At 60.9% G+C, this 16,123-nt stretch carries 12 protein-coding genes; 10 read left to right on the top strand and 2 right to left on the bottom strand.

Features of this window, described 5'->3' with window-relative positions; translation table 11 throughout:
- Positions 1-106: 106 nt before the first annotated feature.
- Positions 107-1,096, bottom strand: a complete 990-nt coding sequence (locus PMI28_RS16665; RefSeq protein WP_007986046.1) for an alpha/beta hydrolase family protein — start codon at positions 1,094-1,096, stop codon at positions 107-109.
- 73 nt (positions 1,097-1,169) lie between these two features.
- On the opposite strand from PMI28_RS16665, the gene PMI28_RS16670 reads away from it, so the two are divergent.
- The 10 genes from PMI28_RS16670 (at position 1,170) to trpE (ending at position 13,668) form a co-directional block, all read left to right on the top strand.
- Positions 1,170-3,566 carry a PAS domain-containing sensor histidine kinase gene (locus PMI28_RS16670; protein ID WP_007986044.1) on the top strand — a complete coding sequence of 799 codons (2,397 nt, stop codon included), beginning with the start codon at positions 1,170-1,172 and terminating at the stop codon, positions 3,564-3,566.
- Between the two features lie 101 nt (positions 3,567-3,667).
- Positions 3,668-4,321, top strand: coding sequence for a response regulator (locus PMI28_RS16675; protein ID WP_007986042.1), 654 nt, complete (start codon positions 3,668-3,670; stop codon positions 4,319-4,321).
- A 343-nt stretch (positions 4,322-4,664) separates the two neighbouring features.
- Positions 4,665-5,789, top strand: coding sequence for an ABC transporter ATP-binding protein (locus PMI28_RS16680; protein ID WP_007986040.1), 1,125 nt, complete (start codon positions 4,665-4,667; stop codon positions 5,787-5,789).
- A 48-nt stretch (positions 5,790-5,837) separates the two neighbouring features.
- On the top strand, positions 5,838-6,881 hold the full coding sequence (locus tag PMI28_RS16685; protein WP_007986038.1) for an ABC transporter substrate-binding protein: 1,044 nt from the start codon (positions 5,838-5,840) through the stop codon (positions 6,879-6,881).
- Positions 6,882-7,064: 183 nt separating this feature from the next.
- Positions 7,065-8,312: an ABC transporter permease gene (locus PMI28_RS16690; protein ID WP_007986036.1), complete on the top strand. Its 1,248-nt coding sequence runs from the start codon at positions 7,065-7,067 to the stop codon at positions 8,310-8,312.
- Positions 8,313-8,324: 12 nt separating this feature from the next.
- Positions 8,325-9,149: an ABC transporter permease gene (locus tag PMI28_RS16695; protein ID WP_007986034.1), complete on the top strand. Its 825-nt coding sequence runs from the start codon at positions 8,325-8,327 to the stop codon at positions 9,147-9,149.
- 214 nt (positions 9,150-9,363) lie between these two features.
- On the top strand, positions 9,364-10,512 hold the full coding sequence (locus tag PMI28_RS16700) for an iron-containing alcohol dehydrogenase (RefSeq protein ID WP_007986032.1): 1,149 nt from the start codon (positions 9,364-9,366) through the stop codon (positions 10,510-10,512).
- 115 nt (positions 10,513-10,627) lie between these two features.
- Positions 10,628-11,302 carry a ribulose-phosphate 3-epimerase gene (gene rpe / locus PMI28_RS16705; protein WP_007986030.1) on the top strand — a complete coding sequence of 225 codons (675 nt, stop codon included), beginning with the start codon at positions 10,628-10,630 and terminating at the stop codon, positions 11,300-11,302.
- The gene (locus tag PMI28_RS16710) at positions 11,299-12,117 is read left to right on the top strand and encodes a phosphoglycolate phosphatase (protein WP_007986028.1); all 819 of its coding nucleotides are present in this window, start codon (positions 11,299-11,301) and stop codon (positions 12,115-12,117) included. Before rpe ends, PMI28_RS16710 begins: the two co-directional genes overlap by 4 nt.
- A gap of 69 nt (positions 12,118-12,186) precedes the next feature.
- Positions 12,187-13,668, top strand: a complete 1,482-nt coding sequence (gene trpE, locus PMI28_RS16715) for an anthranilate synthase component I (RefSeq protein ID WP_007986026.1) — start codon at positions 12,187-12,189, stop codon at positions 13,666-13,668.
- 187 nt (positions 13,669-13,855) lie between these two features.
- On the opposite strand, the gene estP is transcribed toward trpE, so the two are convergent.
- The gene (estP, locus tag PMI28_RS16720; RefSeq protein ID WP_007986023.1) at positions 13,856-15,766 is read right to left on the bottom strand and encodes an esterase EstP; all 1,911 of its coding nucleotides are present in this window, start codon (positions 15,764-15,766) and stop codon (positions 13,856-13,858) included.
- Positions 15,767-16,123 lie beyond the last annotated feature (357 nt).

Raw genomic sequence — 16,123 nt, 5'->3', positions numbered from 1 at the left:
TTCGCGAGCAAGCCCGCTCCCACAGGTTTTATGTCGATTACAAAAGTTGTGTGCGACGTTAATCCTGTGGGAGCGGGCTTGCTCGCGAATGAAGCGCCTCGGTCTGTCAGTCAGTCGCAGGCTGCGGATTCAACCAGCCCCGCACCCGCCGGAACATTTGCTCCTGTTCGGCCTTGCTATCCGGCAACGCCTTGAGCGCGACCTGGCTGAATGCCGATGACTTCAGGCGTTTGCTGGCCTGCAGGCGTTCCAGCGCAGCGTTGCGATCCGGCGCTTTGTCTTTGTAGAAAATATCCGCGGTCGGCAGTTTCAGGGTCGGGGTCAGCTCTGCCAGTCCGGGTTTCACCGCCACAGGTGTCTGCGCTGCGACCATCACCAGTCTCTCGACTTGCGATGGCTGCTTCTCGCTCAGGTAGCGCGCGGCCCAATAGGCGCCGGAACCATGTCCCAACACCACGATACTGCGAGCACTTTGCTGTTCGGCGAACGCGATAGCGGCGTCGATCCGGGCGAAGATGCGCTCGGCATCGGCCTTGGATTGTTCCTCAGGGGATTCGGCGATGGCCTTGTCGGCAACATCGGCCTCGCCACCGGCCACTTGTTCGATGGGGGCTGCGGTGGTCGAATCTTTACTGCCGGTTTCGGGGGGCTTGGGGGCTGGCGGCGCTTCCACGATTCGTGGCGCAATGGCATCGCTTTGCAGATCCGGCAAGGTGATACTCAGGCTGCTCCACTCGGCATCCGGCAATTTGCGCCGCAAAGGGCCGACCGCTTGCGGCCAGTCAACAGTTTCGCCGGCGCCCGGGATGATAATCACCGCGCCTTTGGGGTCGGCGGCGTTGGCCGGTTTCCACAAGGCCAGAAACGTGTCGGTGCCCGCTTGCAGTTGTTGCTGTTCCTGAGCCGGGATCTTTCGCTCAAGTGCAGTCGCTTCTTCCTGACTACGCTCAGGCAGCGGCTGACGTTCGAGTGGTTTTTCTTCGGCGGTTTTTTCTTCGGCGACTGGCGCCGGGTTGGCCGCTTCGACGGAAAAGGCGCAAGGCAGGATCAACGACAGGCACAATGCTGGCAGTGCCAGGCGGTAGACAGGGGGCATCGGATATTCCAGGCCAGAAGTTGTTCCGGCAGCCTAATGGGTTGGTCAGTATTTGTCAGTGTGTGAGAGTTCAATGATGCGTTTTCGCTGCCTGTGGGTTATCGGCTGTTTGTGGTTTCCCTTGATGGGCTGGGCGGCAGTCGTGCCTCCGGCGCACGTTGCCCAACTGTCACCGAAACAACAGCACTGGCTGGCGCAGCAGAGCGAATTGCGGGTCGGCGTGGTGTTGCAGGCACCCTATGCGCAATACGATCGCCGCTTGCAGCGCCTGTCCGGGGTGAACGTCGAGCTGATGAAGTGGCTCGCAAAAAACCTCAATGTCGAACTGAGCTGGCGCAACTTTTCCGACCTTGAACAACTGGAAGTCGCGGCTCGGGAGGGTGAAATCGATATCGCCCCGGGACTGACCCAGACGCCTGGCGGGCTGCGCCTCTGGCAGTTTTCCGACCCTTACATGCGGGTGCCGCAACTGGTGGTCAGCGACCAGAAAAGCGCCGGCACGGTCGAGCTGGAAAAGCTCGACAGCCAGACCCGCGTCGCCGTGCGCATGCCCAGTGCCATTGCCGATTACCTGCGCGGCAACTATCCGCACCTGAATCTGCAAGGCGTACCGATGGAACGCCAGGCATTGCAATTACTGACGGGGCAGCAGGCGGCTTACGCGGTGATCGATGAGGCGCAACTGGGGCGCCTGTCCGTCGAACCGGAGTTCGCCGGATTGGTGGTGGTGGGGGATGTCGGCCTGCCGCAGTTGCTGCGGGTGGCCACGCGCCGCGACAAACCGGAACTGGCGGGCATCGTCGAAAGTGCATTGCGGGCGATCCCGGCCAAGGATCTGGAACAACTGCACAATCAATGGCTGCAACCCAAGTATCCGCGCCTCACCGAGTCTCCGGGGTTTTGGCAAAACCTCTGCCTGTTGCTGGTCGTGCTGGCGTTGAGTTGCATGGCCATCGTGTTCTGGCAGCGCCGCCAGCAGCACAACCTGGAGCAACGCTTGTTGGCCGCGCAGGAAGACATTGCCTTGCGCGCCGCCAGCGAAGAGGCCTTGCGGCTCACCCAGTTTTCCATCGACCAGAGCACCGTCGGTATCCTCTGGGTCAACTGGGACAGCCATGTGCGCTACGCCAACCGCGCGGCGGAAAACATGCTTGGCTATCCGGCCGGGGGGATCATCGATCGCCCCCTGATCGATTTCGAGCCCGGCCTGCACATGGACCGCTGGCTGAACCTGTGGAAGCGCGCCCGGGCCAGTGAAGAGGGCCCGCAAAGCTTCGAAACCAATTGCGTGCGGGCCGATGGCAGTATCCTGCCGGCCGATGTCTCGTTGAGCTTCCTGCGCTTTCGCGATGGCGAATACCTGGTGGTTTACCTCAACGATGTCACCGAGCGGCGTCGCGCCCTGGCCGCCTTGCGGGAAAGCGAGGCGCGGTTGCAGGGCATCGCCGCCAACGTTCCGGGACTGGTTTTCCGCCTGGAGCGGGCGCCGGTGACCGGCCAGATCGACTTTGCCTATATCAGCGAAGGCAGCGAAAGCCTGGTGGGTTATTCGCCGGCCACACTGGCGCATCGCGATAAAGGCCTGCGCAGCCTCGTGCATCCGGACGACAAGGCCAGCTATCACCAGACCCAGGATCATGCGCTGGACACCGACAGCGACTGGTCGTGGCAAGGGCGAATCCTTACGCGCCAGGGTGAGCAGCGCTGGGCGGAAATCAAGGCCATTACGCGTCAGCTGGAAGACGGCGCCTATGTCTGGGACGGGATCGTCTGGGACATTAGCGAGAGCAAGCGCATCGAACTTGAACTGGCGAGCTCCCGGGAACAACTGCGTGAGCTGTCCGCGCACCTGGAAAGCGTGCGCGAAGAAGAAAAAGCGCGTATTGCCCGGGAAGTACACGACGAACTGGGGCAGATGCTGACCGTGCTCAAGCTGGAAACCTCCATGTGCGAACTGGCTTATGCGCAGCTTGATCCCGGTCTGCATGAGCGCCTGAGCAGCATGAAGCGCCTGATCGCTCAACTCTTCCAATTGGTTCGCGACGTGGCGACCGCATTGCGCCCGCCGATTCTCGATGCCGGCATTGCCTCGGCCATCGAATGGCAGGCCCGGCGATTCGAGGCGCGTACACAGATTCCGTGCCTGGTGCAGGTGCCGGACAACTTGCCGGTGCTCAGTGATGCCAAGGCAATTGGTTTGTTCCGGATCCTTCAGGAAGCGCTGACCAATGTCATGCGCCATGCCCAGGCGCATACTGTTGAACTGACACTGGTGCTGGAAGGCGACGAGTTGTGTCTGACGGTCAGCGATGACGGTGTAGGATTTGTCGCCGCGCCGGGCAGGCCAACTTCCTTTGGGATCGTCGGTATGCGTGAGCGGGTGTTGATCCTGGGCGGTGAGTTATCCCTTGAGAGTGAGCCGGGTGAAGGCACGACGCTGAGTGTGCGAGTGCCATTGGATGGGGCCTGATTATTTAATGTTGTCTGTACTGACGCCTTCGCGGGCAAGCCCGCTCCCACAATGTTTTGTGTAAATGTCCAAATCCAATGTGGGAGCGGGCTTGCTCGCGAATGATCTTGAATCTGGAGAAGAACGTGATCCGTGTACTGGTAGCCGAAGACCACACCATTGTCCGCGAAGGCATCAAGCAGTTGATCGGCCTGGCCAAGGACTTGCTGGTGGTGGGGGAGGCGAGCAATGGCGAGCAGTTGCTCGACACCTTGCGTCATGTGGCCTGCGAAGTGGTGCTGCTGGACATCTCCATGCCGGGCGTTAATGGCCTGGAAGCCATTCCGCGGATTCGCGCCCTGAACAATCCGCCGGCGATCCTGGTGTTGTCGATGCACGACGAAGCGCAGATGGCCGCCCGGGCGCTGAAAGTCGGAGCTGCCGGATATGCGACCAAGGACAGCGACCCGGCACTGTTGTTGACGGCCATTCGCAAAGTGGCCTCAGGCGGGCGTTACATCGACCCGGAACTCGCCGACCGCATGGTCTTCGAGGTCGGCCTGACCGACTCGCGTCCATTGCACTCGTTGCTCTCCGAGCGGGAGTTTTCCGTGTTCGAACGCCTGGCCCAGGGCGCCAACGTCAACGACATCGCCCAGCAACTGGCACTGAGCAGCAAAACCATCAGCACCCACAAGGCGCGGCTGATGCAGAAGCTCAACATCACCTCGCTGGCGGAACTGGTGAAGTACGCGATGGAGCACAAGCTCCTCTAAAGCACACCGCTGTCCAATGTGGGAGCGGGCTTGCTCGCGAAAGCAGTGTGCCAGTCGACATATCCGGGCCTGATACACCGCTTTCGCGAGCAAGCCCGCTCCCACAAGTCCGGTGGTGGCATACCGATTTGCGACACTGTTCAAAACCGCATTGGCTTGTTCTTGCGGCCTGCAACTGAGCGCTTGCCGCTGCGTTTGCCAAAACGCGCCATCCTTGTAGGGCAATCCCTACCCCCAGCCTTCCATCCGGCTGAGGCGAATCTCTCTTGCGCCCCGATTTGCGTGCCCCTCAGCGTCCACTAGGCTTAACCCCACAGCAGTCATCAATAACAAAGGTGTGGGTATGAGCCAGGTCGATTCAAGCGCAGGGGCCAATGATGTTCTGGTCAGCTTTCGTGGAGTGCAGAAGAGCTACGACGGCGAGAACCTGATCGTCAAAGACCTCAACCTGGACATTCGCAAAGGCGAATTCCTCACGTTGCTCGGGCCGTCCGGCTCCGGCAAGACCACCAGCCTGATGATGCTCGCCGGTTTCGAAACCCCGACCGCGGGCGAAATCCTGTTGGCCGGGCGCGCCATCAACAACGTGCCGCCGCACAAGCGTGACATCGGCATGGTGTTCCAGAACTACGCGTTGTTCCCGCACATGACGGTGGCCGAGAACCTGGCGTTCCCGCTGACCGTACGCGGCATGAACAAGAGCGACGTCAGTGCGCGGGTCAAGCGCGTGCTGAGCATGGTCCAGCTCGACAGCTTCGCCCAGCGTTACCCGGCGCAGCTCTCCGGCGGTCAGCAGCAGCGTGTGGCATTGGCCCGGGCGCTGGTGTTCGAGCCGCAACTGGTGCTGATGGACGAACCCCTCGGCGCACTCGACAAACAACTGCGTGAACACATGCAGATGGAAATCAAACACCTGCACCAGCGCCTGGGCGTCACCGTGGTCTACGTGACCCACGATCAAGGCGAAGCCTTGACCATGTCCGACCGTGTGGCGGTGTTCCATCAGGGCGAAATCCAGCAGATCGCGCCACCGCGCACCCTTTACGAAGAGCCGAAAAATACCTTCGTCGCCAACTTCATCGGCGAGAACAACCGTCTCAATGGCCGTCTGGTCAGCCAGAGCGGCGAGCGCTGCGTGGTTGAGCTTGGTCGCGGGGAAAAGGTCGAAGCGCTGGCGGTCAACATTGGCCAGACCGGCGAGCCGGTGACCCTGTCCATTCGTCCGGAGCGGGTGAGCCTCAATGGCTCCAGCGACCAATGCGTCAACCGCTTCTCGGGACGGGTGGAGGAATTCATCTATCTGGGCGACCACGTCCGGGTGCGCATGGAAGTCTGCGGCAAGACCGACTTCTTCGTGAAACAACCGATTGCCGAGCTTGATCCAGCGCTCGCCGTCGGCGACGTGGTACCGCTTGGCTGGCAGGTCGAACACGTTCGTGCACTCGACCCCCTTCTAGAGGCGAACTGATCGCCCCCGCAATACCAACACCAACCCTGCACGTGGAGAGAACAATAAATGTTGAGATCCCTGAAATTCACCGCTTTGGCACTGGGCATGATGGGCGCGGCACACACGATGGCGGCCGGCCCGGACCTGACCGTGGTGTCCTTTGGCGGGGCGAACAAGGCGGCTCAGGTCAAAGCCTTCTACGCACCGTGGGAAGCGGCAGGCAACGGCAAGATCGTGGCTGGCGAGTACAACGGCGAAATGGCCAAGGTCAAGGCCATGGTCGACACCAAGAGCGTGTCGTGGGATCTGGTAGAGGTTGAATCGCCGGAACTGTCCCGTGGTTGCGACGAAGACATGTTCGAACAGCTTGATCCAAAGTTGTTCGGCAAGACCGAAGACTACGTCAAAGGCGCCATCCAGCCTTGCGGCGTGGGTTTCTTCGTGTGGTCGACCGTGCTGGCCTACAACGCCGACAAGCTGAAATCCGCACCGACCAGTTGGGTGGATTTCTGGGACACCAAGCAGTTCCCGGGCAAGCGTGGCCTGCGTAAAGGCGCCAAGTACACCCTGGAATTCGCACTGATGGCCGACGGCGTTGCGCCGAAAGACGTCTACAAAGTGCTGGCCGGCAAAGACGGTCAGGACCGCGCGTTCAAGAAGCTCGATGAGCTCAAGCCGAACATCCAGTGGTGGGAAGCCGGCGCACAACCGCCGCAATACCTCGCTTCCGGTGACGTGGTCATGAGCTCGGCCTACAACGGCCGGATCGCTGCTGTGCAGAAAGAAAGCAACCTGAAAGTGGTGTGGAACGGCGGCATCTACGACTTCGACGCATGGGCCATTCCGAAAGGCCTGGACAAGGCGCGTGCCGAAGCGGCGAAGAAGTTCATCGCCTACTCGGTACAGCCACAACAGCAGAAAACCTACTCGGAAAACATCGCCTACGGCCCGGCCAACACCCAAGCCGTACCGTTGCTGGCCAAGGATGTCCTGAAAGACATGCCGACCACCCCGGAAAACATCGCCAACCAGGTGCAGATCGACGTCAGCTTCTGGGCTGACAACGGCGAGCAACTGGAACAGCGCTTCAACGCCTGGGCTGCCAAGTAAGACCGCACCGCGGGCTTACGCTGTAGGAGCGAGCTTGCTCGCGAAGACGTCAGTACATTCAACATCGTTGTCGACTGACACTTCGCCTTCGCGAGCAAGCCCGCTCCCACATTTGAACAGAGTGTTTTAAACGATCGAGGTGGTTCTCCGCCTCTGTACGATCAAAGATTCCCGGAGTACGTCATGGCTATCGCCGTTCCCCTGAACGAGGGCACCAGCCCCACCTTGAAGCAGCGGCTCAAGCACGCCGAGCGGGTCAACCGCTGGAAGGCCCAGGCGTTGATCGCGCCGCTGGTGCTGTTTCTGTTGCTGGTGTTCCTGGTGCCGATCGTGGCGCTGCTCTACAAAAGCGTTGGCAACCCGGAAGTGGTCGGCGGCATGCCGCGCACCGTGACCGCCATCGCCAGCTGGGACGGCCGCGGCCTGCCCGCTGAACCGGTCTACAAAGCGGCGGCCGAAGACCTCGCCGACGCGCGCAAGAATCAGACCCTGGGCGATCTGTCCAAACGCCTGAACATGGAACTGGCCGGCTACCGCAGCCTGCTGACCAAAACCGCCCGTGCCTTGCCGCTCGCCACTGAGCCGGCTTCCTATAAAGAAGCGCTGGAAGGCCTCGATGAGCGTTGGGGCGACCCGGCCTACTGGCAAGCGGTACGCCGCAACACCAGCAGCATCACCCCGTATTACCTGCTGGCGGCTGTCGATCATCGCATCGACGACCTCGGCGAAATCGCCCCGGCCACCCCGGATCAGGCGATCTACCTCGACATCTTCGCCCGCACCTTCTGGATGGGCCTGATCATCACCGCGATCTGCCTGGTGCTGGCGTATCCCCTGGCTTACCTGTTGGCGAACCTGCCTTCGCGCCAGAGCAACCTGCTGATGATCCTGGTGCTGTTGCCATTCTGGACGTCGATCCTGGTACGGGTCGCGGCGTGGATCGTGTTGCTGCAATCGGGTGGCCTGATCAACAGCGGCCTGATGGCCATGGGCATCATCGATAAGCCGATCGAGTTGGTGTTCAACCGCGTCGGTGTCTACATCTCGATGGTGCACATTCTGCTGCCGTTCATGATCCTGCCGATCTACAGCGTGATGAAAGGCATCTCGCCGACCTACATGCGTGCTGCGATTTCCCTCGGCTGCCATCCGTTCGCCAGCTTCTGGCGGGTGTACTTCCCGCAGACCTATGCCGGTGTCGGCGCCGGTTGCCTGTTGGTGTTCATCCTCGCCATCGGCTACTACATCACCCCGGCATTGCTGGGCAGCCCGAACGATCAAATGGTCAGCTACTTCGTCGCCTTCTACACCAACACCAGTATCAACTGGGGCATGGCGACCGCACTCGGTGGGCTGCTGTTGCTCGCGACGGTCGTGCTTTATCTGATTTACAGCTGGCTGGTGGGCGCGAGCCGCCTGCGCCTGAGCTAAGGAGAGAACGAAATGCTGAGTCCTTATATGTCGCCCATTGAACGGGTGTGGTTCTACAGCTTGCGGATTCTCTGCGGCTTGATTCTGTTGTTCCTGATCCTGCCGGTGCTGGTGATCATTCCGCTGTCGTTCAACTCGGGGAGTTTTCTGGTCTATCCGCTGCAAGGTTTTTCGCTGCACTGGTACCAGGACTTCTTCGCCTCGGCGGAATGGATGCGTTCGTTGAAGAACAGCATCATCGTCGCCCCGGCAGCGACGGTACTGGCGATGATCTTCGGCACGCTGGCGGCGATCGGTCTGACCCGAGGCGATTTCCCGGGCAAGCCGTTGGTGATGGCGCTAGTGATTTCGCCGATGGTGGTGCCGGTGGTGATCATTGGTGTGGCCAGTTACCTGACCTTCGCTCCACTGGGATTTGGCAACAGCTATACCTCGCTGATCGTCGTGCATGCCGTGCTCGGTGTGCCGTTTGTGATCATTACCGTGTCGGCGACGTTGCAGGGGTTCAACCACAACCTGGTGCGGGCCGCTGCGAGCCTGGGTGCTTCGCCGCTGACCACGTTCCGCCGGGTGACCTTGCCACTGATTGCACCGGGCGTGATCTCCGGGGCGCTGTTTGCCTTCGCGACATCGTTCGATGAGGTGGTGGTGACGCTGTTCCTCGCCGGCCCTGAACAAGCGACCTTGCCACGGCAGATGTTCAGCGGCATCCGCGAAAACCTCAGCCCGACCATCGCCGCCGCCGCAACGCTGCTGATTGCCTTCTCGGTGATCCTGCTGCTGACCCTGGAATGGCTGCGTGGCCGTAGCGAGAAACTGCGTACCGCACAGGTCTGACGCCGAACCCGGTAAAAAAGTGGGAGCGGGCTTGCTCGCGATAGCGGAGTGTCAGCTGATGTATAAGCTGAATGACACACCGCCTTCGCGAGCAAGCCCGCTCCCACAGGGGGTTCCAGTGGGCCATTAGTTCATTCACCGCCTGAATACCAGCCAACCCCAAATCCCCAGCTACTATTGTGCCCAGCTCCCCTATCTATAAGAGGCTGCGCACATGAGTCTTTCCTCTTTCAAAATCGCTCACAAACTGATCACCGGCGCAGGTGCCATCGAGCAACTGTCTGCCGAGCTGACGCGCCTGGACATCGACAACCCGCTGATCGTCACCGACGCCGCCCTGGTCAAGTCCGGCACGGTAGAACTGGCGCTGGCGCAGTTGGGTGAACGCAGCTACGAGATTTTCGACCGGGTACTGCCGGACCCGGAAATCGCCATCGTCGAAGATTGCATGCAGGTGTATCGCGACGGCGGGCATGACGGATTGATTGGCCTGGGCGGCGGCAGTGCCATCGACATCGCCAAAAGCGTTGCAGCCTATGCCGGTTACCACGGGGCGCTGGAGGACATGTTCGGCATCGATCAGGTGCCGCGCAAAGGCCCGCCGCTGATCGCCATCCCGACCACGGCCGGCACCGGCTCGGAAGTGACCAACGTGGCGATCCTTTCCGACAAGGTCGCGCAACTGAAGAAGGGCATCGTCAGCGACTACCTGTTGCCGGACGTGGCGCTGGTCAGTCCGCAAATGACCCTGACCTGTCCGCGCAGCGTCACGGCGGCCAGTGGCGTCGATGCGCTGGTGCACGCCATCGAGTCCTATCTGTCGGTCAATGCCTCGCCGATTACCGATGCCCTGGCCATCGGCGCCATCAAGTTGATCGCCAAGGCCTTGCCCAAGGCCTACGCCAATCCGTCGAATCTGCAAGCCCGGGAAGACATGGCCACTGCCAGCCTGATGGCGGGCATGGCGTTCGGCAATGCCGGGGTCGGCGCGGTGCATGCGCTGGCGTATCCGCTGGGCGGGCGCTTCAACATAGCCCATGGCGTCAGCAACGCCCTGTTACTGCCCTATGTCATGACCTGGAACAAGATGGCCTGCATCGAACGCATGCAGGATATCGCCGAGGCCATGGGCGTGAAGACTGCACATTTGAGTGCCAACGATGCGGCCGACAAAGCCGTGCAAGCCATGACCGAGCTGTGCCTGGCGGTGGAAATTCCCCTGGGCCTGCGCAGTTTTGGTGTTCCCGAGGAAGCTATCCCGTCCATGGCCGTGGAAGCGGCGGGGATCGAGCGCTTGATGCGCAACAATCCGCGCAAGTTGAGTGCCGTCGATATCGAGAAGATCTATCGAGCGGCGTACTAGAGGCTCTGCCGTTGTTAGATGATGGCAGGGTCCAATCATCGCGCTCACGGTGCGCCTGTCAAAGCATGAGGTATACAATGCGCGCCATCGTGATTCTGCTCAGTAAAGGTGCGTCATGCAGTCCTTCGTAATTGCTCCGTCGATTCTCTCCGCCGACTTCGCCCGCCTGGGCGAAGAAGTGGACAACGTCCTGGCCGCCGGCGCCGACTTCGTGCACTTCGATGTCATGGACAACCACTATGTACCGAACCTGACCATCGGCCCGATGGTCTGCTCGGCGCTGCGCAAGTACGGCGTGACCGCGCCGATCGACGCACACCTGATGGTCAGCCCGGTGGACCGCATCGTTGGCGACTTCATTGAAGCCGGCGCTACTTACATCACCTTCCACCCGGAAGCCACCCAGCACATCGACCGCTCCCTGCAATTGATCCGCGAAGGCGGCTGCAAGTCGGGCCTTGTGTTCAACCCGGCGACCCCGCTGGACGTGCTCAAGCACGTCATGGACAAGGTCGACATGATCCTGTTGATGAGCGTCAACCCGGGCTTCGGCGGGCAGAAGTTCATCCCCGGCACCCTCGACAAGCTGCGTGAAGTGCGGGCGCTGATCGATGCGTCGGGCCGTGACATTCGCCTGGAAATCGACGGCGGCGTGAACGTGAACAACATTCGCGAAATCGCTGCGGCTGGCGCTGACACCTTCGTCGCCGGCTCGGCCATCTTCAATGCGCCGAACTATCAGGAAGTCATCGACAAGATGCGTTCCGAACTGGCGCTGGCTCGCCCATGAGTGGCTTTGAGCAGTTGTTCCCGGGGCAACTGCCGCGGCTGGTGATGTTCGATCTGGACGGCACGTTGATCGATTCGGTCCCGGACCTGGCAGTGGCTGTGGACAAGATGCTGCTCAAACTCGGTCGTAAGCCCGCCGGTCTGGAAGCGGTACGCGAATGGGTCGGCAACGGCGCGCCGGTATTGGTGCGTCGTGCGCTGGCTGGCGCTATAGATCATTCGGCGGTCGATAACCACGAGGCCGAACGGGCGCTGGAATATTTCATGCAGGCTTATGGCGAGAGCCATGAGTTGACGGTGGTGTATCCCGGCGTGCGCGACTTCCTCAAGTGGCTGCAAAAGCAGGGGGTCGAGATGGCGCTGATCACCAACAAGCCGGAGCGTTTCGTCGCGCCGCTGCTGGATCAGATGAAAATCGGCCGTTACTTCCGCTGGATCATCGGCGGCGACACCCTGCCACAGAAAAAGCCCGATCCGGCCGCGCTGTTTTTCGTGATGAAAATGGCCAACATTCCGGCTTCGCAGTCGTTGTTTGTCGGCGACTCGCGCAGCGATGTGCTGGCGGCGAAAGCGGCGGGGGTCAAGTGCGTGGCCCTGAGCTACGGCTATAACCACGGTCGGCCAATTGCCGAAGAGTCGCCGGCGCTGGTGATCGACGACCTGCGCAAGCTAATTCCCGGTTGCCTGGATCCGGCCGCTGAGATAACGTTGGCCGACGCTGTCAAACCCCCTTCTGGAAACGCCATCGTGGTGGTCACTCGCAAACTCTGGATGAAAGTCATCAAGGCCCTGGCCCGCTGGCGTTGGCGCGCCTGACTTGATCCTGGCCGGTTTCCGGCGCGTTTGCATACCTGACTGTTCGACCCTCAAGCCACGAGGCACCTCATGATCCGCGAAGAATTCCTGCGTTTGGCCGCTGCCGGCTACAACCGCATTCCGCTTGCCTGCGAAACCCTGGCCGACTTCGATACGCCGCTGTCGATCTACCTGAAACTGGCCGACGAGCCCAACTCCTACTTGCTGGAGTCCGTACAGGGCGGCGAGAAGTGGGGCCGTTACTCGATCATCGGCCTGCCGTGCCGCACCGTCATGCGGGTTCACGACCATCACGTCAGCGTGACCGTCGACGGCGTCGAGACCGAAAGCCACGACGTGGAAGACCCGTTGGCCTTCGTCGAAACCTTCAAGGCCCGCTACAACGTGCCGACCATCGCCGGCCTGCCGCGTTTCAACGGCGGTCTGGTGGGTTACTTCGGTTACGACTGTGTGCGTTATGTCGAGAAACGTCTGGGCAAATGCCCGAATCCCGATCCGCTGGGCGTGCCGGACATTCTGCTGATGGTCTCCGATGCGGTGGTGGTGTTCGACAACCTCGCCGGCAAGATGCACGCCATCGTGCTGGCCGATCCGGCGCAGGAAGATGCCTTCGAGCAGGGCCAGGCACGCCTGGAAGAACTGCTGGAAAAACTCCGTCAGCCAATCACCCCGCGCCGTGGCCTGGACTTCAGCAAGCAACAATCGGCTGACCCGGTGTTCCGCTCCAGCTTCACCCAGGACGATTACGAAAAAGCTGTCGACACCATCAAGGAATACATCCTGGCCGGTGACTGCATGCAGGTCGTGCCGTCCCAGCGCATGTCGATCGACTTCAAGGCCGCGCCCATTGATCTGTACCGGGCGCTGCGCTGCTTCAACCCGACGCCCTATATGTACTTCTTCAATTTTGGCGACTTCCATGTCGTCGGCAGTTCGCCGGAAGTGCTGGTGCGGGTCGAAGACAACCTGATTACCGTGCGCCCGATTGCCGGCACCCGACCACGCGGGGCCAATGAAGAGGCCGATCTGGCACTGGAAAAAGACCTGCTGTCGGACGACAAGGAAATTGCCGAACACCTGATGCTGATCGACCTCGGTCGCAACGATACCGGTCGCGTATCGGAAATCGGTTCGGTGAAGCTCACCGAGAAAATGGTCATCGAGCGTTATTCCAACGTGATGCACATCGTGTCCAACGTCACCGGGCAATTGAAAGCCGGGCTGACGGCGATGGATGCACTGCGAGCGATTCTGCCGGCGGGCACCTTGTCCGGTGCGCCGAAGATTCGCGCGATGGAGATCATCGACGAACTGGAGCCGGTCAAGCGTGGCGTGTACGGCGGTGCGGTCGGTTACTTCGCCTGGAACGGCAACATGGACACCGCTATTGCGATCCGCACAGCGGTGATCAAGAACGGCGAACTGCATGTGCAGGCCGGTGGCGGCATCGTCGCCGACTCGGTGCCAGCGCTGGAATGGGAAGAAACCCTGAACAAGCGCCGCGCGATGTTCCGCGCCGTTGCCCTGGCCGAACAAACCCCGGACACCTGAGTTCACTTTTGACACTGTGGCAAAGGGCTTTTTGTGGCGAGGGAGCTTGCTCCCGCTGGCCTGCGAAGCAGGCCCCAACGACGACTGCTTCGCAGCCGAACGCGAGCAAGCTCGCTCACCACAATAAGTGTTCACCATAAAAAAACGCGGCGCCTGTAAGGGCGCCGCGTTTTTTATTGCCTGCACATCAGAAGTCCAGCGCAACACCTACGTTGATGCCTTGTTGGGTGAAGTCGTCGTCCCTGCGAATGTTGTAGCTGGCGCGTAATGCCAGGTCGCGGGTGAGGTTGTGGCTCACACCCAGGTTCACATGTTGCAGGTGACTTTGCGGGGTGTAGCCTTGCAGCGTGAACTGGTTGTTCGGCAGGCTGTTGAGGTTGATGCTCACGTCCTGAGTATCGTCGTTGTACTCACGCTCGATTGCCGCTTCGCCGAACACCTGGGTTTGCGGGGTGATCTGGTATTTGCCCTGCAGACCAGCGCCCAGGCGCCGGGAAATCCGCTCCTGATCGGCGAAGGTCAGTGCCGTGGAATCGTTGCCGTCCTCAGAGTAACCGTCGACTTTCACCTTGGCGAAATCGGCACTGACAAACGGCGACAGGTGCCAAGGGCTGCTGGCTTGTTGCGCAATGTCGTAACCCAGGCGAGCGCTGAAGGCCTCGACGTAGCCACTGGTATCGCCTTTTTCGCCGCGCTCGTTGACGCCCAGCTGGAACTTACGCTTGAGGCTGTCGTAATCCAGATGCCCGGCCGTCAACGCCGCGTCAGCCCACACACGGTTTTGCTGATACTGGGCGAATGCTGTGCCCAGGTAAGTGTTGAGCTTGTAGTCGGAGTCGTTGCTGCCGGCTTCGAGTTTCTGGTTATAGAAACCGGCCACCAGACCGACGCGCCAGGCATCATCGAGACGGTAGCTGCCACCGATGTTCAGGTTGGCACCGTTGCCGTCGGCACTGACCGCGCTGTCCTGACCGTCAAAGTCCTGGTGCTGTCCACCGCCGGAAACAATGGCTCGCCATTGGCCGACGCCTTGCCAGTTTTCCCAATCGGCCAGCCACTGGTTGCGCAATTCATCCTGATGCGCGCGCACGGTGCCTTGGGCCATTTCCGGCAGCAAGGTCAGCTCCCACGGCGCTGCCAGCAGGGAATACGCGTAGTCGGCAATCAGGCGCTGACCGGCTTCTGTGGGGTGCACAGAGTCGTTGTAGATCAGCTTGGTCGGGTCCGGCGTGGCGCTGTTGATGCCGTATCGGGCGTTCTCGGTACAGCCGTTGCCGCTGAAGCAGGTGGCGATGAGGTTCTGGTCGGTGGCCAGGCCAAACTGCGCCGGGTTGGCGAACGTCTCTTTGAGCAGTACAGGAATGTTGAGCGGAATGACTTCGGCATTGATGTTCTGCAGTCGGCTTACCAGTTCAGTATTGAACTGGGCGCTGAGTTGGGATGTGAACGCTTGCAGCGGGGTGCCGTTGAACGCCGGGGTAAAGCCGATATCGGGCAGCAACCAGACCATGACGTATTTGGCGCCGGCGGTTTGCAGCGTCTGCACGCTGTCGGCCAGTCGGTCGGCGGCGGCACTGGCCTGGGGCAAGCTGGTGACGCGACCTTGCAGGAAGTCGTTGCCGCCACCCGACAGGTAATACAGCGCATTCGGGTCGGCACGGAAGTTGTTCGATGGCAGATAACCCGCCCGGACGCGCTCGCCGGTGTCGGAGGTGGTGGCGATCGAGTCCAGGATCTGGTCGGTGCGGTAACCGCCGACGGCCCAGTTGTTGCCATCGGGCTGGCCGTTGCTGGCGCGCACGGCCGAATTGGATGACGCGGTCTGGTCCGCCGAGAACCCCAGTTTCCCACCCAGTATCTGCGTGGAGTTGAGCGAGCGGACTTCACCACTGCCATCCAGATACACCGGCCCCGTCCGGTTGGTAAAGCGCTGCGTCGCCCCGGCAGGCCCGCCGGTATCGGCAAAGGTCCCGGCGTCGTTGAGGCTGTCCCCGAAGACCACGAAACTTGTATAAGGATTGGGTGCGGCGTTCGCCTGGGCGCATGCCATCGCGAGCAAGCATCCTGCGAGCGGTACAAACAACGACTGTTTGATCATGAGCAAATCCGTTTATTTATTGTTGTAGTAAACGAAACGACAGTACCAAAAACTTTCGGCCTTTTGCCATCTGTCGCGAAGCCTTTGATAGTTTCGCGGGCAGTGGCCCCGGCGATATTGCACGCTCTGCCCAGCTAAGTTACTGTGCCGGGACGTACGAACGAGACCTTCCCCGTGTTGATCATCAGTAAACTCCTGGATCAAGTCATCAAGGCACACGCCCGCTGGCGTTGGCGCGCCTGAATTCTTTTGCCGGCCTCGCCGGACCTGTACCGCTTCGCCTTCTTTACCTGTTTGAAATGCCGCTTTGCTGGCGCTACCCCGGCACCTGACAAAGTGCAGCGCTCTGCGGGTAAT

The organism is Pseudomonas sp. GM48 (assembly GCF_000282335.1).
Lineage (GTDB): Bacteria > Pseudomonadota > Gammaproteobacteria > Pseudomonadales > Pseudomonadaceae > Aquipseudomonas.
Note: the sequence above shows the minus strand (reverse complement) of the source record. Positions and strands in the feature narration are given on the sequence as shown.